We start from the raw sequence: 19,758 nt of genomic DNA, 5'->3' as shown, positions 1-19,758 counted from the left end.
GGGCGACGGGGTGGTGTTCGTCACCCCCGTGGACAGCTTCGCCCGCATCCGCGAGGCGGGGGCTCCGGCCGAAACCGAAGGGGGCGCGCGATGATCGACGCCATCCTTGCCTTCTCCATCCGCCAGCGCTGGCTGGTGGTTCTGGTGTGCCTCGTGGTCGGCGCGTTCGGCGCGTGGAACTTCACGCGCCTGCCCATCGATGCGGTGCCGGACATCACCAATGTCCAGGTGCAGGTCAACACCTCCGCGCCCGGCTTCTCGCCGCTGGAGGTGGAGCAGCGCATCACCTTCCCCATCGAGACCGCCATGGGCGGCCTGCCGGGGCTGCAATACACCCGCTCGCTCTCCCGCTACGGCCTCTCCCAAGTCACGGTGGTGTTCCGTGACGGGACCGACATCTACTTCGCCCGCCAGCTCGTGAACGAGCGCATCCAGCAGGCGAAGGACCAGCTTCCGCCCGGCGTGGAGACGGCCCCCGGCCCCATCTCCACCGGCCTCGGCGAGATCTACATGTACACGGTGGAGGCACGGGACGGCGCGAGGAAGCCCGACGGCACGCCCTTCAGCCCCACCGACCTGCGCACCATCCAGGACTGGATCATCAAGCCCCAGCTGCGCACCGTGCCCGGCGTGGTGGAGGTGAACACCATCGGCGGCTCCGCCCGACAGTTCCATGTGCTGCCGGACCCGGCGCGGCTGATGGCCTACAACATCTCGTTCCGCGACGTGATGACTGCGCTCTCCGCCAACAATGCCAATGTGGGCGCCGGCTATATCGAGCGCAACGGCGAGCAGTACCTGGTGCGCACGCCGGGCCAGGTGGCAAACGTGGAGGAGATCCGCGACATCGTCATCGGCAGCCGCGACGGCACGCCCATCCGCGTCGGCGACATCGGCGAAGTGCGCGAGGGCCGCGAGCTGCGCAGCGGCGCGGCCACGCTCAACGGTGAGGAGGTGGTGCTGGGCACCACCATGCTGCTGATCGGCGAGAACAGCCGCACCGTGGCCCAGAGGGTGGCGACGAAGCTTCAGGACATCTCCCGCTCCCTGCCCGAGGGGGTGGTGGCCCGCGCGGTCTATGACCGGGCGCACCTGGTGGAAGCCACCATCGCCACGGTGGAGAAGAACCTGCTGGAGGGCGCGCTGTTCGTGGTGGTGGTGCTGTTCGTGCTGCTCGGCAATTTCCGCGCGGCGATCGTCACCGCCTGCGTGATCCCGCTGTCCATGATGCTCACCGTCACCGGCATGGTGGAGAACAAGGTCTCGGCAAACCTCATGAGCCTCGGGGCGATCGATTTCGGCATCATCATCGACGGGGCCGTCATCATCGTGGAGAACTGCCTGCGCCTGCTGGCGGAGGAGCAGCACAGGCGCGGCCGGCTGCTGACGCGGGCCGAGCGGTTCCAGACCATCCTCGCCGGATCGAAGGAGGTGATCCGCCCGAGCCTGTTCGGCACCACGATCATCGCGGTCGTGTACCTGCCCGTGCTCACCCTCACCGGGGTGGAGGGCAAGATGTTCACGCCCATGGCGGTCACGGTGCTGATGGCGCTCGCCGCGGCGGCCGTGTTCTCCATGACGTTCGTGCCGGCGGCGGTGGCGCTGCTCGTCACCGGCAAGGTCTCCGAGCACGAGAACATCATCATGCGCACGGCGCGGCGCATCTACACGCCGCTGCTCGACGCCGCCATCAACTATCGCGCCGTGGTGGCGCTGGCGGCGGCGGGGCTCATCGTCGCCACGGGCGTCGCCGCCTCGCGCATGGGTGGCGAGTTCATCCCGAGCCTCGACGAGGGCGATGCCGCCATCCAGGCGCTGCGCGTGCCCGGCACCAGCCTCACCCAGTCGGTGGAGATGCAGGAGGCGCTGGAGAAGCGCCTGCTGCGGGTGCCGGAGGTGAAGGAGGTGTTCGCCCGCACCGGCACGGCGGAAGTGGCCACCGACCCCATGCCACCCTCCATCTCCGACGGCTACGTCATCCTGAAGCCGCGCGCCGAGTGGCCCGATCCGCGCAAGCCCAAGGCCCTGGTGATGACCGACATCGAGGCGGCGGCCGAGGACGTGGCCGGCAGCAATTACGAGCTGTCCCAGCCCATTCAGCTTCGCTTCAATGAACTGATCTCGGGCATCCGCTCGGATGTGGGCGTGAAGATCTTCGGCGACGACCTCGACACCCTGCTGCAGGTGGCGGGGCAGGTGGAGGCCGTCATCCGTGCCGTTCCCGGCGCGGCGGACGTGAAGACCGAGCAGGTCTCCGGCCTGCCCATGCTGACCGTGTCCCTCAACCGCCCGGCCATGGCCCGCTACGGCGTGAGCGTGGCCGAGGTGCAGGAGCTGATCGAGGTGGCGGTGGGCGGCCGCGGGGCGGGCGTGCTGTTCGAGGGCGACCGGCGCTTCGACATCATGGTGCGCCTGCCCGAGGAGCTGCGCACCGACATCGAGGCCCTGCGCGCGCTGCCGGTGCCCCTGCCGCCCGCAGCTCCTGACCCCGAGAAGCCGCGTCCCGCGGTATGGGCCTCCGGCGCCAACGCGCAGATCCGCTACGTGCCGCTCGCCTCCATCGCCACCCTCGTCATCGCCCCCGGCCCCAACCAGATCAGCCGGGAGGATGGCAAGCGCCGCATCGTGGTGAGCGCCAACGTGCGTGAGCGCGACCTCGGCTCGTTCGTGAGCGAGGCGCAGCGCCAGGTGGCCGAGAAGGTGAAGCTGCCGGAAGGCTACTGGATCGGCTGGGGCGGGCAGTTCGAGCAGCTCGTCTCCGCCACCCAGCGCCTCGCCATCGTGGTGCCCATCGCGCTCGCGCTCATCTTCCTGCTGCTGTTCATGAGCTTCGGCTCGGTGGCGGATGCGGCGCTGGTGTTCTCGGGAGTGCCGTTGGCGCTCACCGGCGGCATCGCCGCGCTGCTGCTGCGGGACCTGCCGCTCTCCATCAGCGCCGGCATCGGCTTCATCGCGCTCTCGGGCGTGGCGGTGCTGAACGGCCTCGTCATCATCGCCTTCATCCAGAAGCTGCGCGAGGAAGGGCGGGAGATCGCGGCCGCCGTGCGCGAAGGCGCCCTCACGCGCCTCAGGCCCGTGCTGATGACGGCGCTGGTGGCCTCCCTGGGCTTCGTGCCCATGGCGCTCGCCACCGGCCCCGGCGCCGAGGTGCAACGGCCGCTCGCCACCGTGGTCATCGGCGGCATCGTCTCTTCCACCATCCTCACATTGCTCGTGCTGCCGGCGCTCTACGTCCTGTTCCGGCGCGAGACCAAGGCCGCCGCGCACCCGGTTGCGGCGGTGGAAAGCCCAGCTCCCTAAGCCCCGAAAGAACGGAGACTTTCCCGTGTTGAAACATCTGATTGTCGCGGCAAGCCTTCTGGCCGCCACCCCGGCGCTCGCCCAGACGAACGCCACCGAAGGCGGCCACGCCCACGGCGCCCGGAATGGCCCCCACGGCGGCCCCATGGAGGACATCGCCGGCGTCCATGCCGAGCTCGAGGTATCCGGCAAGACGCTGACGGTCCATGTGCTCGATGCCGCCGGCAAGGGCGTGGACACCACCGGCTTCGCGGGCTCCGCCATGCTGGTCCTCGGCGGGGCGCGCCAGACCCTGACCCTGAAGCCCTCCGGCGAAACCCTCGTCGGCGAGGCGGGCGCCCCCATCGCGCCGGGCACCGCCGTCACCCTTCTCATCAAGACCGCCGCCGGCAAGTCCGGCCAGGCCAAGTTCACGACGCACTGAGGAGACGCCCCATGACCATGATCGGAAAGCTCGCGCCGCGCGTCGCCGCGCTCGGTGCCCTCGTCGCGCTCGTCCTGCCGGCGGGCACCGCTCTCGCGCTCGATCCGCTGCCGAAGACCTACCGCGAGAAGCAGGAGCACCAGTTCCGGGACGCGCAGCTGGGACTGAGCCACCCCGCTCCGCATGGCCGCAGCACGCCCGCGAACGCGGCGTCGGGCGGTGGCGTGGACGGAAACAGGGAGAGCGGGAGCGCGCCGGCACAAGGCGGCCAGCCCGTGGCCGGGCAGCCTGCGCGGGAGGGGGCCGCCCGGTGAGGACGCCGGCACTCAACCGGCCGGTGGGAGCTTTCAGGTGAGCGGGCTGCTGCGGCGTGTCCTGCTGCCTCTCCTGCTGGTGGTCGGGTTGTGCGTGGCGCCGCTCGGCGGCGGCGGTGGCCCGTATGCGCAGCCCGTGGCCGCCGCGAGCCTGACCGATGCCGCGCATCATGAGGAACGGGATTCGTCCTCCGGGCAGCCGGTCTGCGCGCTGGTGCGGTGCGAGTGCCATGCCTGCCCGCATCTTGCCGTGCCGGCGCCGTCGCGTTGGCCGCTCCGGTGGGATCCGAGGGGCATGTGGTTGCGCGGGGAGCGTATGATGAGAGGCATCGCCCCGGAGGTGGAGCCGCCACCACCCCGAGCCTGAATGTTGAAACGACCTGAACAGTTCAAGACGACATTCAACATTCGAGGTTCAATCATGAAGCGTTACGTCATCGCCCTGGGTTTCGCCCTTCTCCCGCTCGTGGCTTCGGCCGAGCCCTATTCCTCGACGCTGAGCGCGGAGGAGCAGGAGCGGCACGAATTCATCGATGCCCAGCAGGGCAATTATCCGAGCGGGAAGGCCGAAGGCGCAGCGACGACGCCCCGGCCGCAGCCGACCGATGCCAGGAGCCCTGCGGGCCGGACCGGCAGCAGGGCCTCCGGCACGCAGCAGTGATGCCGAGGGCATGAACCGAGAGGGGCGGCGCCGTCGCCCCTCTCCCCTTTCACGATCCCCGCCGCCTGTGGGAGCGGCGCATGAGGATCTGTCCGGTCCCGGCCGTACGCGTCGGTGAGGTGCCTCCGGCGTGGGAAAGGGGCCAGGCGCCTTCCGGCGTGTCCGCCCGCCGGGCGCCCTACGGGTTGCCGATGGCGTCGAAGCGGTAGTTCACGGTGAGGGCCACGGTGTCCAGGCTCAGCCCGTCGGGCGCGAGGTTGACGCCGACCAGCGACGGCGGCGCGGCGGTGGTGAAGGGCGAGGAGCCGCCGAAGTCGAAATGCCGGTATTCGAGCCCCACCGAGAGGTTCGACAGGAGGGCGTATTCCACGCCGGCGCCGAGGGTCCAGCCGGTATTGGTGCTGCCGTTGCGCAGAATCTGGCCGACGAAGTTGTAATTGTTGAAGAGGTCCCTCTGGCGGTCCCAGGCGAAGCCGCCGCGGGCATAAACGAGGGTGCGATCGAAAGCGTAGCCCAGGCGTCCGGTCACGGTGCCGAGCGCGTTGACCCGGCTGCCGCAGTCGAAACCGGCCTCGGAGCCCGCCTCGGCGGTCGAGAAGCAGGTGTTGGTGCCCACGATATCGGCCCAGGCGGCGGTCGCCTCCGCGCCGACCACGAACGCACCGATCTGGTAGTCGCCGCCCACGGCGACGCCGGCGAGCGCCCCGCCGAGGTCCGCTTCATCGCCGCTCACCGGAGGGGCGAAGGGCGAGGCATAGGTGGATTGCCCCTTGCCGCCGCCGAGCGCGCCGCCGACATGGAAGCCGGTCCAGTTGATGGCGGTCGTCTCCGGCTGGGTCCCGGCCGGGTCCCCGATGGCGGGCGTGTCGCCGAAGCGATAGGACGCCTGCAGGAAGGCGCCGTAGCGCTCCGCATAGAAGGTCATGGGGGAGCGCATGGGCACCCCCGGAAACTGGGTGGAGGCGCTTTCGGTGGTCATGAACCAGTAGCGGCCGCCGAGGCCCACATCTAGCCTGTCCGTCACCGCATAGCTCAGCACCGCCTCGATCTGGCTGCCCCAGCCGGAGCCGCGCTCCACCTGCGGGTTGATGTCGGCGCGGAACCAGTGGTTGTCCATGCTGGACCGCGTGACATAGGGCAGGTAAGCGGCATCCACCTCCAGCCGCAGCCTCTCCGAGAGCGCGAGGCGGGTGTTGAGGCCGAGCGCCACGCCCTGCCAGGTCTCGGTCTCGCTGAGGCCCAGATTGTCCAGCAGCGCCGGCTCGGTCGCGGCCGATTGCACGGCGCAGGTGAGGTCGCTTGCGATTTGCCGGCACCCGAAGCCGTTCACGCTCTGGTACAGCGCCCGATAGCCCACGAAGGCGCCGAGGCTGCTGCCTCCCTGCCGCAGGATGTCGTAGCCGACATCGAGCCCGCCATAGGCGAGCTGGCCGTTGCGCAGGCTCGACAGGGTGTTCGAATAGACGACCTCGGCCGGGAAGTCCTCGTCGTAGAGGCTGCCGCCGGAGAGCGTGCCAAGCCCGGCGAAGCCCTTCAGGAACAGGCCGTCCCTGTTCTCGAAGCGGAAGAAGGTCTCCAGCGACCGGCCGGTGGTCTCCGCGTAGATCAGCCGGGAGTTGAGGCGATCCGGCGGCAGGGGCGACATCAGGTCTTTCTGCTGGCGGCCGGTGCTGAGGAAGGCGCGTGCGCCGACTTCGGCTGTCCAGCCGGCGGGCAGTTGCGGCGCCTTGGCCCCGCTTCCGCCGGCGTCGTTGGCGCCTCCGAAGCGGTAGTTGAGGCCCATCCGCACCACGTCGAGCCGCTGCTTGAAGCTCGCGGTGGCGCTCTCGCCCCAGCCGGACAGCGTCAGATCCTGGGTGCCGAAGTCGTAATAATCGTACTCGATGAAGGCGGAGATGTTCCTCGCCAGCGCATATTCCACGCCGGAACCCAGCATCCAGCCCCAGCGGGTGCCCGAATCCGTGAAATGGCGGAGGTTGCTGGTCGGGAACACGGTGCTCATGCCCGAAGCCCAGGCGGCGCCGGCCTTGCCGTAGAACAGGAGATCGCCCCAGCTGCGGCCCAGCCGCCCGGCGATGGAGCCGAGGCTGTCGATGCCGTTCTGGCAGCCGTAGCTCTCGGGCCAGCCGAGATTGCCGGAGATGCACTTGGCGTAGCCGTTGAGATTGGCCGCGCTGGCGGAGACGTCGATGCCTCCCACCCAGGGGCCCATCTGCAAATTGTAGCCGATCTGGGCGCCGCCGATCAGCCCCATGGCGTTGCCGGAGCCCGGAAAACTGCCGCCGGCGGATGCCGCCTGCAGGAAGCCGGTGCCGGAGGTCCATTCGTTTCGTCCCCAGGCGCCGCCGGCGTGGAGGCCGAGGTAGAGGCCGCTCCAGTCGCGCCCGGGTACGTCGAGGTCTGGCCCCGTCTTCGGCAGGGGCGCCCCCCAGGGGCGCCAGTTGAGCCCCAGCTTCACCATCTGTGCCGATTGCGAGATTGTGGCTGAGGATGCCTGCGGCGGGTTCGCCAGCGTGGTGCCGTCGGCGCCGAAGTCGAGATAGGCATATTCTGCCTTGGCCGAGAGCTGCGGCGTCAGCGCCACCTCGACGCCGCCGCCCGCCGTCCAGCCCGTGCGCAGGCTGGAGCCGGTGAACGCGTCGGGGAAGGTCACGCCGCTGACCGTGAAGCTGCTGTTCGTGAACGCCGCCCCGAGCTTGCCGTAGAGCAGCACGTTGTCGAACGTGTAGCCGAGCCGCCCGGTGATGGTCGCCAGCAGGTCGGTGTCAGCGGTGCAGACGGGGACCCACTCGCGCAGGCACCGTGCGCGCGAATAGAGCGAGCCGAGGCCGATATCCCCTTCCACGCCTGCCACGAAGGCGCCGAACTGGTAATTATAGCCAAGCTGGGTGCCGATCATCGCCCCGGCCGTGGAGCCCTCACCGGGCGCCCCCGGCGGCTGCGGCCCGAGAATGCCGGAGGCGGGCCCCCAGCGGGTGTCGACGCTCGCGGAGCCCACGTAGCTGCCGATATAGAAGCCGGTCCAGCTACTGGCTTCCGGGGGCGCCGCCATGACCGAGATGTTCGCCGCGTGGCTTGGCTGGGCGGCAATCAGCGTTGCCAGCGCGGAAACCGATGCCAGAAGAATGCCGCGCGCTGTCATCGCTTAGCCCCCGTCGCGAATCTTGAAGAGCCGTAAATGTGCCGACTTGCCGCGGGCCAAGGAAGCTTCCGGCTTGATCTGTGCCCAGGCATTCAGCCGCATCCCGCGCGCCCGACGTGAGGCTCGGTCTCTCTGAGTTGGCTGAGGGCGCGGGCCGGCATTCCCCGTGCCGCGAGAGATGCCTGGGTCTGTTGCTCTCTGGCTCGCGGTGTCGTGCCGGCTTCCGCCCAGCGGGGAATCACGGCGCCGGCGGCCGCGGGTGCGTAGCGGATCGGGCGGGGAATTCCCTATCTTGGCAGACGTCACGCGCCTTTTGGCGTGTATCTGTCCTGCGATGCAAGTGTGGAATGCATTCGGTGGGTATCCCCAGGACCGTCTTGCGCCGGCAAACTGATACCGGAAAGACACAATGTGACACTTTTCTGTCTCGACCGTGCAAATGCGCTGATGACGGGACCGTCCGCATGGGGAGCGCGCGTTGCCTAGCGGCAGGTCGCCTTCTAGAAAATCGAAGGTAGCTGGCAAACGACGGGGCGGTTTCTCAACACCGCGCAGACGGCCGATCCAGGCTTTCAAAGGGGCGGATGATGGGGCGGGCGACATTCGGGGACGGGCAGGCGGATCGGAAGCTGACGCGGGGCGCGGCACGGAGCGTGCGTCCCTCCAGTCGCTGGCGGCTCCTCATGACGTCCGCTCTCGTGCCGGCGCGCGATCTGCTGCCGCGCGGCGCAGCGGGCGCATTGCCCCTTCTCGTGGCGGGTCTTTTCGGCGTCCAGCCGGCGTCCGCCGGGTGCACGGTCGAGGGCGTCACCGCGCTCTCGCACTGCGGCGCGGATTACGTCAGCGTGCTCGTGCTGCCGGGAACCGGGGCGCTGACGGTGGATGGGGTGACGACCGGTTATGTCGCCTATGTCCCTCCGGCCCTCCCCGGCACCTACGACCAGACGCTCAACCTCACCGGCGGCACAGTCATCAACAATCCCGCATATACCGGGGTGACCATGCAGCAGGCGCCGGCGCCGGGCGTCACCATGAACTCGGTGGCGAACATCGAGAGCGGCGTGAGCGTCACCTCGGTCGGTGGATATGGCGCCGTCTGGGTGCGCAACGACAATGCCGGCACGGTCATCATCGACAACGCCGGCACGCTGCAAAGCACGGCCTCGACCCCGGGCAACGCTGCGGACACTCTCTCCGGCGTGACCAACCTCGGCGCCGTGACCATCACCAACAGCGGGACGGTCACCGCCACCAACAATCGCGGCATCTATGCTGACGGCAACCACGATGGGACCACCGCGGCGACGGTTTCGGTGACCAACACGGCCACGGGCACCGTCAGCGCCTATACGGCCGGCATCCGGGTCATCGATTATCTCGGCCTCGCCACCATCGACAATGCGGGCATCGTCAACGCCACCCTGCAGCAGGGCTTGGTCGCCTGGTCGAACAATGGCGACGCCACCATCACCAATTCGGGCACCGTCACCTCCGGCAATGACAACGCGATATATGCGTCGACCGAGACCGGCACGGCCACGGTGACCAACAGCGGTTCCGTCACCGCCGAGGGCGATCCGGCGCTCGATGCTGCCCATGCGGCCATCAAAGCCCCGCAGGGCTACAACGGCCTGCGCGGTTCCGCCTACACCACGGGCGACATCGCGATCACCAACACCATCACGGGCACGGTCGAAGCCACGCGCGATAGCGGCATCCGGGCCGAGACGCCCCAGGGCGACGTCACCATCATCAATGCCGGCCTGATCACCGCCTCGACCGGCATCGTCGCCAACAGCGGCCTCGCGAGCGGCGTCACCGGCGCGACCGTCGCGACCATCAACGGCGCCATCTCCGTCACCAATTCCGGCACGGTGAACGCCGCCGATCTGGCGGTGTCCCTCGACGGCACCACCAATGCGCTGGTCAACACCGGCAGCCTCGTCACCACCGGCTCCACCGCCGTGCAGACGGGCAATGGCAACACCACCATCTTCAACAGCGGCACCATCTCCGCCGGCTCCGCCGCCGGCACGGCGATCAGCATGGGCAGCGGCAGCAACCGCCTCGTGCTGGCCGATACGTCCAGCATCGTCGGCCGGGTGGTCAACGCCAGCTCCGGCAACACGCTGGAGCTGACGGGCACGGGCAGCGGCACGCTCTCACTCGCCGATGTCGGCGCGGGCGGGGCCTACCAGGGCTTCGCCGACCTCGAGAAGTCCGGCACCGGCCAATGGACGCTCACGGGCGGCGGCTCCAGCCTCACCGGCACCGTGAGCGTGAAGGCGGGCACGCTGGTTCTGGCCTCCGGCGGCCAGCTCTCCTCCCTCGGCGTGACCATCGGCGTGGCGGCGGGGACGAGCGGCGCGGCCATCGTGGATGGCGCGACCTCCGCCTGGACCGTGGGCGCCAACCGCATCGGCGTCGGCGTGGACGGCACCGGCACCCTGACCATCCGCAACGGCGCGAGTGTGACCTCGCCCGGCGCGGTGCTGGGCTGGAACGCGACCGGGGACGGCAGCGCGACCGTCACCGGGCCGGGCAGCACCTGGACCAACACGGCCGAACTCTATGTGGGCAACCTGGGCGCCGGCCACCTTTCCATTCTCGACGGCGGCGTCGTCACCAGCACGGACGCCTATGTCGGCACGGTCAGCGGCGCCCAAGGCACGGTCTCCATCTCCGGCGGCGGCTCGGCGTGGACTCTCAGCGGTGCCTTCATTGCCGGCTACGAGAGCGGCACCACGGCGAACGTGACCCTGAGCGCCGGCGGCCGGCTGAGCGCCGCCACGGGCACGCTGGGCGACCAGAACGGCGCCTCGGGGACCATGACCGTGACCGGCGCCGGCTCGAAGTGGGCGGCGGTGGGCGACGGCACCGGCTATTCGGGCTACATGAACATCGGCCTGCTCGGCGACGGCAGCCTCACCGTCACCGATGGCGGCGCGGTCGAGGCCTATCGCCTCTATGTCGGCAACGACACCGGGTCCACGGGTGCCGTCACGGTGAGCGGGACGGGATCGTCCATCACCACCACCAGCAACCTCTACATCGGCACCGGCGGCGACGGCACGCTCACCGTCTCCAACGGCGCGCAGGTGAGCGCCGAGATCATCAAGATCGCCTATTTCAGCGGCGTGAACGGCACGCTCAATATCGGCGCCGCCGCGGGGCAGTCGGCGGTGGCGGCCGGCGCCGTGGCGGCGGATGAGATCCTTTTCCTGGACGGCAACGGCAGGATCGTCCTCAACCATACCGACACCGGCTATGTGCTCGATGCCGCCATTTCCGGCACCGGCGACATCGACGTGCTGAGCGGTACGACCATCCTCACCGGCGCCAGCACCTATTCGGGCGCCACCCGCGTGACGGGCGGAAAGCTGGTGGTCACCGGCTCAATCCTGCCCACCGGCGGTCCTTCGGCCATGGACCTGACAGTGGCGGGCGGCACGGTGGAGGTGAGCGGCGGGGGGCTTCTCTCCACCCGCGGCGCCACCATCGGCAGCGCGTCCGGCACCAGCGCGGTGACCGTCACCGGGGCCGGCTCCACGTGGCTGAACGGCGACTGGGGCGTCTACCTGTCCACATCCGCGGGGCAGTCCGGCACGCTCACCGTCAGCGACGGCGCGAGCCTCCAGCTGCGCACCGGCGGCCTCTTCATGGGGGCCGGCGGCGCGCTGAGCGTCTCGGGTGCGGGCACGCGCGCGGAGATCGGCGACCCCGCCGCGCCGAACGGGCACAACTGGCTCTATGCCAACGGCGGCGCCATCACCGTTTCCGGCGGCGCCAGCCTCTATGCCAACGGCGCCTATGTGGGCGGCGACGGCGGCGCGCTCGCGACCATGACGCTGACCGGCCGGAGCACGACGCTGAACGCCGAGGAGCGCCTCTATGTGGGTGGCCAGAACGGCACCTACGATGCCAACCCGGTGAACGGCAACGGCGCGCTCACGGTCTCCGCCGGCGCCACGGCGACGGCGGGAGCCGTCGGCGTCGGCATGGACCCATCCTCGGTGGGCACCCTGCTGCTGACCGGCGCTGGATCGCTGGTGTGGGCCAAGGCCAACGCCGCCATCGCCCCGGCCCCGACTGTCGGCAACCTCTATGTGGGCTACAATGGCTCCGCCCTGGTGGTAGTGGCCGATGGCGCGACCCTGAAGGCCGACAACGAGGTGCGCATCGCCTACAGCGCGCAGGGCTCCGGCGTGCTGGCCATCGGCGCCGCGCCCGGCGCGGCCGCAGCGGCGGCCGGCGGGGTAGATGCGGCGCGGGTGGTGTTCGGCCCGGGCACCGGCGCGCTGGTGTTCAACCATACCGATGCGGCCTATGTGTTCGCGTCCGAGGTCAGCGGTGGCGGTTCCCTCATCCAGGCGGGCAGCGGCACCACCATCCTCACCGGCGCCAGCAGCTATACCGGCGGCACCACCATCTCGGGCGGTACGCTGCAGATCGGCAACGGGGGCACCTCCGGCTCGATCGCGGGCAACATCACCGACAATGCGGCCCTGGCGTTCAACCGCGCGGACGACATCGCCTACTCGGGCGTGATCTCGGGCACCGGCCTGCTCCGGAAGGCTGGCGTCGGCACGCTGGTGCTGACCGGAAGCAACACCTACACCGGCGGCACCGTCATCACCTCCGGCACGCTGCAGATCGGCAACGGCGGCGTCTCCGGCGCCATCGCCGGCGACGTGGCGAACACCGGAACGCTGGTCTTCGACCGCTCGGACGATGTCACCTTCGCGGGCGCGATCTCCGGCTCCGGAAGCGTGATCCAGCAGGGTGCGGGCACGCTCACTCTCCGCGGCGCGAGCACGTTCTCCGGCGGGTTGCAGGTGGTGTCCGGCACGGTGCGGGCATTCTCGGCGGCGGCGCTCGGCGCGGGCACGCTGGGCCTCCAGGGAAGCGCCGTCATGAGCGCCGGCGGCACCTTCGCCTTCGGCGGCAACGTCACGCTCTCGCCGGCCGGCGGCACGGGAGGCGGCACGTTCCAGGTCGACGGCGCGCAGGCGCTCACGCTTTCGGGTGTCGTGTCGGGCGCGGGCGGGCTCACCAAGGCAGGCGCCGGCACGCTGGTGCTGACCGGGAGCAACACCTACACGGGCGGCACCACCATTTCCGCCGGCACGCTGCAGATCGGCAACGGCGGCGCCTCGGGCTCGATCGTCGGCGACGTCGTGAACAACGGCGCGCTCGTATTCAACCGCTCGGACAATTACACCTTCACCGGTTCCATCACCGGCGGCGGCGACGTGGCCTTCACCGGCGGCGGCACGGTCACCTTCTCGGCGCCCTACCAGGGGCCGGTGGCGGTGAACGACGCGACGGTGAAGCTCGTGCCCGGCACCGTCACGGCCTCGCCCTTCACCGTGAACGCGGGCGGAAGCCTGGGCGGAACGGCCACCATCGGCGCGCTGACGGTCAATGCCGGCGGCACGGTCGCGCCGGGCTACTCGCCGGGAACGCTGACCGTCAGCGGCGCGGTGGCTTTCAACGCTGGCTCCGTCTACCAGGTGGACGTCACCCCCGCCGGCGCGCACGACCTCATCGTCGCGGCCGGCGACGTCACCATCTCCAGCGGCGCGACTGTCGCGGTGAACGCGACGGCCGGGCGCTATCCCGGATCGAGCTCGATCCCGATCCTGACCACATCGGGCACGGTGAACGGAACCTTCGGCGGCGCGACATCGGACTATGTCTTCCTCGCCCCCACCCTGACCTACGACGCCCAGAATGTTTATCTGTCCCTGATCTACAACGGGGTCGATTTCATCACCTACGCGCGGACGCAGAATCAGGCGGCCGTGGCCCTGGCCGCGCAGGCGCTGGGCGGTGGCAACCTCGTGTACGACACCATCCTGTCCCTGCCCGAAGGGGCGGTCGCCCCGGCGTTCAACGCGCTTTCGGGCGAGATCTACGCCTCTGTCGGCACGGTGCTCCAGCAGGAGGCCATCTATGTGCGCCAGGCGGTGAACGCGCGGCTGCGGCAGGCCGCGGCGGGCGCGGATGCGCTGGCGCGCGCGGCCGAGGCCGCCGGCCCTGCCACCGCGCGGCTGAGCCGGGACCTCGACGTGACCCTGTGGGCGCATGGCTATGGCGGCTGGGGCAACAGCTTTGGCAACGGCAACGCGGCCACGGTCTCCAACAGCCTCGGCGGCTTCCTCATCGGCGCGGACGTGGCGCTGGCGCCCAATGCCTGGGCCGGCCTGTTCGGCGGCTACAGCCGGTCGAGCTTCGATGTGAACGCCCGCGCCTCCAACGGCAACAGCGACAATTACGACCTGGGCGCCTATGCCGGGGTCCGCTTCGACGCGCTCGCGCTGCGGGCCGGCTTCGCCTACGGCTGGCACGACGTTTCCGCGAGCCGCCAGATCTCCGTTCCCGGCCTCTACCAGAGCACCGAGGGCGGCTATTCCCTCGGCACCACCCAGTTGTTCGGCGAGGTGGCCTATGGCCTGCCGGCGGGCGCCGCCACCTTCGAGCCGTTCGCGGCCCTCGCCTATGTGAATGTGGGCGGGGCCTCGTTCTCGGAGGCGCTCCGCAGCGGCGCGCTGGCGGTGGAGAGCGGTTCCATGGACACGCTCTACGGCACGCTCGGCATGCGGGCGGCGTTCTCCACCGCGCTGCTGGGGCGCACCCTGACGCCGAGCGTGACGCTGGGCTGGCAGCATGCCTTCGGCGATACCACGCCGGCCGCGATCATGCGCTTCCTCGGAGGGGCGACGCCATTCTCCGTCTCGGGCGTTCCGATCGCGGAGGATGCGCTGCTGGTGGACGCGGGCCTGGCCTATGACCTCTCCGACACGGCGAGCCTGTCGGTGGCCTACACGGGCCAGTTCGCCGCCTCGTCCGCGCAGAATGCCTTCACCGCGCAGCTCGCGGTGAGGTTCTGATTCCCCGGCGGGGCCGCGATCGCGCCGGCCCCGTCTCCTCGCGCCTCGGGCGGGCTCGGGTTTCGGCGGTGAGCGCGCCGAAAGGCTGAGGAGACGCGGCCGCCTGAGGCATCTTCCGGGTCACGCCGGCTGCGGCGGACGCCTCCGGGCCGGAGAGCTGCTCTATTTTTCCTCGGTGACCTGCTTCGGCTGGCTTTCCTGCTCGCGCGCCTCCGTGCATTTCGTGGATTTCGAGCTGCCCGTTCCATCCGCGGGATGGCAGAGGCCGAGCTGGACGTCCCTGAAATCATGCCGCGCCCGCGCCTTCTGGGTGGTCGGGCGCGGGTCGAGCGCGCTGGCGGTGTCGGCGAGCGGCAGGGCCAGCAGCGCGGCGGCGGCGAAGGCCGCGCCGGTGGATGCGATCCAGTGTCTGTGCAGGGATGACTTCATCGTCTCGTTCCTCAATGTGATGGAATGAAATGCCCACGGCGCGGCGCTATCGGCCGGGCCGGCGCGGGGAAGCCGCCGGTCGTTCCGGCGGGCGATCAGGCGGCGCCTTTGCCGATGCGCGCCTGGATGTTGGGGGCGGCCGGCGCGTGCTCCGCGCCGGGCACGCGCCGCCGGCGCGGCTGGCGCGCCCACGGGCGGCGGAAATCGAAGGTCGCGACGTAGGGATAGATGACCGGCAGCACCACCAGGGTGAGCAGGGTGGCCGAGACCAGCCCGCCGATGACCACGGTGGCGAGCGGGCGCTGCACCTCCGCCCCGGCGCTGGTGGAGACCGCCATGGGCAGGAAGCCGAGGCTCGCCACCAGCGCCGTCATCAGCACTGGGCGCAGGCGCATGGCGGCGGCCTTCTGCGCGGCGGCGCGGGGCGAGAGGCCGTGCGCCTCCTCGTCGCGCACATAGCTCATCAGCACCACGCCGTTCAGGATGGCGATGCCGAAGGTGGCGATGAAGCCGATGGCGGCGGAGATGGAGAAAGGCATGTCGCGCAGGTAGAGCGCGATGATGCCGCCGGTGGCCGCCACCGGCACGTTGAGGAAGATGAGGGCGGCAACCCGCGCATCGCCGAACATCACCACCAGCGCCACCGCTATGGCTGCCATGGCCGCCGGCACCACGATGGCGAGCCGGGCGGTCGCATCCTGCATGTTCTGGAACTGGCCGCTCCAGACCATGGAGTAGCGCGGCGGCAGCTTCACCTTGGCGGCGACGGCGGCTTCCGCCTCCGCCACGAAGCTCTGCACGTCGCGGCCGCGCACGTTGGCCTGTACCGAGATGCGCCGCTGCAGGCGGTCGCGGCTCACCTGGGCCGGCCCGGAGGCCACCTCCACCGAGGCGACGCGGGAGAGCGGCACCATGGCGCGGCCCGAGCGGCCCACCGGCAGGTTGCGCAGGCGCTCGGCATCGCTGCGGTCCTCGGGCGGCACGCGCACCACGATGTCGGTGATGGAATTGTCGTCGCCATAGACCATGCCGGCGGTGCGCCCGCCGATGCTCTCGACCACGTCGAGCACCTCGGAGACGTTGATGCCGTAGCGCGCGGCCATGGCGCGGTCGATGGCGATGGAGAAGGAGGGCTGCCCGGCCTGGGATTCCGCCTTCACATCCGCCGCCCCCTCGACGCCCGACACCACCCGCACGATCTCGTCGGCCTTCTCCCGCAGCAGCTTGAGGTCGTCGCCATAGAGGCTGATGGCCACGTCGCCGCGAATGCCTTCCAGGAGATCGTCCATGCGCATCTGGATCGGCTGGGAGAAGCTGAAGGCGACGCCGGGCACCTTGGCCCGCAGGCGTTCGTCGATGGCGGCCACCAGCGCGTCCGGAGTGTGCGCCGTGGTCCAGGTGGCGGGGTCGGTGAGGGTGATGAAGCTGTCGGTGGCCTCGACCCCCATGGGATCGGTGGGGATCTCGGCACTGCCGGTGAGGGACACCACGCGCTTGACCTCGGGAAACTCCTTCAGCACCTGCTCCATGCGGTTCACCGTGCGTACGGAGGCTTCCAGATTGATGCCCGGCAGCTTCTCCGAGGTGATGACGATGGAGCCTTCCGAGAGCTTGGGCAGGAACTCGCCGCCGAGGCGGCTGGCGAGGAACACGCTGGCGCCGAACACCACGAGGGTGAGCGCCACCGTCATCGCCGGATGGCGGGTCGCGCGCTCGAGCGTGGGGGTGTAGAGCCAGCGCGCCGCCCGCACGAGGCGCGTCTCGTGCTCCGAGATCCGGCCGCGGGCGAGGAACAAAGCGGCGAGGGCGGGGATCACCGTCATGGTCAGCACCAGCGATCCGGCGAGCGCCAGGATGACGGTGATGGCCATGGGGCGGAACATCTTGCCGGCCACCCCGTCCAGCGACAGGATGGGCACGTAGACGACGATGATGATGGCCACCGCGAACGCGATGGGCTTGGCCACCTCGGCGGTGGCGTCGCGGATGACTTCGTAGGCGTTGCGGCCCGGCTCCTCGGCGCGGCGGCGCATGACGTTCTCGATCATCACCACCGCGCCGTCGACGATCAGGCCGAAGTCGATGGCGCCGAGGCTCATGAGGTTGCCGGAAAGGCCCAGGGCCCGCATGCCGGCGAAGGCGATGAGCATGGACAGCGGAATGGCGGCGGCCACGATGAGCCCCGCCCTGAGGTTGCCGAGGATCAGCAGCAGCACCACGATGACCAGCACCGCGCCCTCGATCAGATTGTGCGTCACCGTGGTGATGGTGCGCTCCACCAGGGTGCTGCGGTCGTAGAAGGGGCGGATCTCCACCCCCGGCGGGAGCTGGGCCTCGAGCTCCGCGACGGTGGCCTTGATGGCGCCCACCACGGCGCTGGCGTTGGCGCCGTACTGCATCATCGCCACGCCCACCACGGTCTCCCCGGCCGCGTCGTGGGTGACGGCGCCGAGGCGCACCTTGGGCGCCTCCACCACCTCGCCCAGGGTGCGGACCGTGATCGGCACGCCGCCCTCGCCGGTGGCGACCACGATGTCGGCGATGTCGCCCATGGTCCGCACGAGGCCGAGGCCGCGGATGACCTCCTGCTGGTCGTTGTGGCTGAGGTAGGCGCCGCCGCGGGCGGAATTGTTCTGCTCCAGCGCGGTGAAGAGCTGGGCCATGGTGACGCCGTAGCGGCGCAGCGCGTCCGAGGAGACGCGCACCTCGTAGGTGGGCATCTCGCCGCCGTAGATGTTCACGTCGGCGACGCCGGGCGTGAGGCGCAGGCGCGGCGCGATGGTCCATTGCAGCAGGCGCCGCAGCGCCATGGGCGAATGGCCGGGCCCGCGCACCTCGAACTGGTAGACCTCGCCGAGGCCGGTGGCCATGGGCCCCATCTGCGGCTCGCCCACGCCGGGCGGCATCATCGCCTTGGCCTGGGTGAGGCGCTGGAACACGTCGTCGCGCGCCTGGGCGAGCGGCACCCCGTCCTCGAAGGTGGCATAGACCGCCGACACGCCGAAGCGCGAGACCGAGCGCACGCTTTCGAGCCCCGGCGCCCCGGCGAGCGCATTTTCCACCGGGAACGTCACGAGCCGCTCCACTTCCAGCGGGCCGAGGCCGGGAGACTGGGTGAGGATCATCACCTGCTTGGGCGAGATGTCCGGCACCGCATCCACGGAAAGTGCCCTGAGGCTGACGAGCCCGGCCAGCGCGCCGGCGAGCACCAGCACCAGGATCAGCCGGCGGCGGGCGATGAGAAGGGAGAACCAGGCCTTCATGGGTGCCTCCTCACTCGCCGGAGCCCAGGAGGGCGCGCAGCAGCACGGCCTTGAGGGCGAAGGAGCCCTCGGCGGCGACGATCTCGCCCGCGGCGACGCCCTCGCGCACCTCCACCCAGTCGGTGCGCTGGAGGCCGAGCTTCACCGCCCGCCGCTCGAACGCGCCGTCGGCCCGCTCCACGAAGACGATGGGCCCCTCCTCGCTCTGCTGGACGGCGCCGGCGGGCACGGTGACGCCGCTCCGGCCGAGGTCGGCGGTGATCTCGACGGTGACGTACATGTTGGCCTTCAGCGCCCCGCCGGCATTGCCGATCTCGACGCGGGCGAGGGCGGTGTTGGTGGCCATGTCGAGGGCGGGGTTCACGGAGGCGACGCGCCCCGCGTAGCTGTCGTCCAGCACGCCGGGCGCCGCCACCACCGCCGGGTCGCCCGCCTTGACGATGGAGATGTCGTCGCCGAACAGATTGGCCTTCACCAGCACCTGGGAGGGGTCGGCCACGGTCAGCGCGTCGCGGGTGGCGTCCACCACGTCGCCGAGGGTCACGCCGAGATCCACCACCACGCCGGAGATGGGCGAGACGATGGCGCTGGTGCCCGGTTCCTCGCCCGGCGGCGGTGCCAGCCGCTGGTACTGGGCGGCGTAAAGGTCCACCTGTGCCTTGGCCGACTGCACGGCGGCGCGGGCCTTGGCCGCGTCCACCTGCCGCCGCTCCAGGTCGATCTGGGCCACGCGCCCGCTCTGGATGAGGACGTTGCCGCGGTCCAGCGCGGTCTCGGCGATCTTCTCGGCCACCTGCGCCTCGGCCAGCGCGGCCCGCGCGGCGGCAAGGCCGTTGCGTGCGTCCAGAACCCCGCTCGCGTCGAGGGTCGCGAGCACGGCGCCCGCGCTCACGGCGTCTCCGGGGCGCACGGCCAGGGAGAGCACGCGGCCCTGGGTGCGCGCCTTCACGCGGGCGACGCGCCGCTCGTCGAAGGCCACCGTGCCAGGCGTGCGGACGATCTTGCGGATCTCGCGCGCTTCCGCTGGAGCGGTGACGATACCGAGGTCGCGGCGGGTCTCAGCGTCGAGGGTCACGAGGCCGGGGTCGGGCACGGGCGTGGCCGTGATCTGCTCGGCCGGTGCTTCCGCTGCCGTGAGCGGCATGTAACGGGAGGCAGCCATGCCGAGCATAGCCACGGCGATGACGCCGAGGATGCCACGAATGATGTTTTTCATGCCCATGTGTCCAAGGAGCGCAGATGTATGGTGGTAAGTGGCGTATGAAAGCTTGCGTGCAGTCGGTGTAGTCACCATCTGTGATGAGATGGTCTTGCGTCATGCAGAGATTCACC

9 protein-coding genes are annotated in these 19,758 nt (G+C 70.2%); 5 read left to right on the top strand and 4 right to left on the bottom strand.

The window, feature by feature from the left end; all coding sequences use genetic code 11:
* Positions 1-90: 90 nt before the first annotated feature.
* The 4 genes from V5F61_RS17425 to V5F61_RS17410 all read left to right on the top strand — a co-directional run bounded on the left by V5F61_RS17425 (position 91) and on the right by V5F61_RS17410 (position 4,699).
* Positions 91-3,300, top strand: a complete 3,210-nt coding sequence (locus tag V5F61_RS17425; protein WP_393989256.1) for an efflux RND transporter permease subunit — start codon at positions 91-93, stop codon at positions 3,298-3,300.
* Positions 3,301-3,325: 25 nt separating this feature from the next.
* On the top strand, positions 3,326-3,724 hold the full coding sequence (locus tag V5F61_RS17420; RefSeq protein ID WP_393989255.1) for a hypothetical protein: 399 nt from the start codon (positions 3,326-3,328) through the stop codon (positions 3,722-3,724).
* An 11-nt stretch (positions 3,725-3,735) separates the two neighbouring features.
* Entirely contained in the window at positions 3,736-4,038 is a 303-nt protein-coding gene (locus V5F61_RS17415) for a hypothetical protein (RefSeq protein WP_393989254.1), read from the top strand.
* A 421-nt stretch (positions 4,039-4,459) separates the two neighbouring features.
* Complete coding sequence (locus V5F61_RS17410) at positions 4,460-4,699, top strand: hypothetical protein (protein ID WP_394104061.1); 240 nt, start codon at positions 4,460-4,462, stop codon at positions 4,697-4,699.
* Between the two features lie 178 nt (positions 4,700-4,877).
* Here the strand turns inward: V5F61_RS17410 and V5F61_RS17405 are convergent, their stop codons facing one another.
* Positions 4,878-7,751 (bottom strand): outer membrane protein, encoded by a 2,874-nt coding sequence (locus V5F61_RS17405; protein ID WP_393989252.1) that lies wholly within the window; start codon positions 7,749-7,751, stop codon positions 4,878-4,880.
* 773 nt (positions 7,752-8,524) lie between these two features.
* Between V5F61_RS17405 and V5F61_RS17400 the strand changes: the two genes are divergently transcribed.
* Entirely contained in the window at positions 8,525-14,734 is a 6,210-nt protein-coding gene (locus V5F61_RS17400; RefSeq protein WP_393989251.1) for an autotransporter domain-containing protein, read from the top strand.
* A gap of 162 nt (positions 14,735-14,896) precedes the next feature.
* Here the strand turns inward: V5F61_RS17400 and V5F61_RS17395 are convergent, their stop codons facing one another.
* The 3 genes from V5F61_RS17395 to V5F61_RS17385 all read right to left on the bottom strand — a co-directional run bounded on the left by V5F61_RS17395 (position 14,897) and on the right by V5F61_RS17385 (position 19,642).
* Complete coding sequence (locus tag V5F61_RS17395) at positions 14,897-15,163, bottom strand: hypothetical protein (RefSeq protein WP_393989250.1); 267 nt, start codon at positions 15,161-15,163, stop codon at positions 14,897-14,899.
* 95 nt (positions 15,164-15,258) lie between these two features.
* Complete coding sequence (locus tag V5F61_RS17390; RefSeq protein ID WP_393989249.1) at positions 15,259-18,426, bottom strand: efflux RND transporter permease subunit; 3,168 nt, start codon at positions 18,424-18,426, stop codon at positions 15,259-15,261.
* 10 nt (positions 18,427-18,436) lie between these two features.
* The gene (locus tag V5F61_RS17385; RefSeq protein WP_393989248.1) at positions 18,437-19,642 is read right to left on the bottom strand and encodes an efflux RND transporter periplasmic adaptor subunit; all 1,206 of its coding nucleotides are present in this window, start codon (positions 19,640-19,642) and stop codon (positions 18,437-18,439) included.
* Positions 19,643-19,758: the final 116 nt, after the last annotated feature.

This window comes from Xanthobacter sediminis (assembly GCF_043195015.1).
Taxonomy (GTDB): Bacteria; Pseudomonadota; Alphaproteobacteria; order Rhizobiales; family Xanthobacteraceae; genus Xanthobacter.
This window is presented reverse-complemented; position numbering and strand designations above follow the sequence as displayed.

Coding starts and splice junctions, on each gene's coding strand:
- V5F61_RS17425 (WP_393989256.1), top strand. CDS start 91: ATGATCGACGCCATCCTTGCCTTCTCCATCCGCCAGCGCTGGCTGGTG.
- V5F61_RS17415 (WP_393989254.1), top strand. CDS start 3,736: ATGACCATGATCGGAAAGCTCGCGCCGCGCGTCGCCGCGCTCGGTGCC.
- V5F61_RS17410 (WP_394104061.1), top strand. CDS start 4,460: ATGAAGCGTTACGTCATCGCCCTGGGTTTCGCCCTTCTCCCGCTCGTG.
- V5F61_RS17405 (WP_393989252.1), bottom strand. CDS start 7,751: ATGGCGGCGCCCCCGGAAGCCAGTAGCTGGACCGGCTTCTATATCGGC.
- V5F61_RS17400 (WP_393989251.1), top strand. CDS start 8,525: ATGACGTCCGCTCTCGTGCCGGCGCGCGATCTGCTGCCGCGCGGCGCA.
- V5F61_RS17395 (WP_393989250.1), bottom strand. CDS start 15,163: ATGAAGTCATCCCTGCACAGACACTGGATCGCATCCACCGGCGCGGCC.
- V5F61_RS17390 (WP_393989249.1), bottom strand. CDS start 18,426: ATGAAGGCCTGGTTCTCCCTTCTCATCGCCCGCCGCCGGCTGATCCTG.
- V5F61_RS17385 (WP_393989248.1), bottom strand. CDS start 19,642: ATGAAAAACATCATTCGTGGCATCCTCGGCGTCATCGCCGTGGCTATG.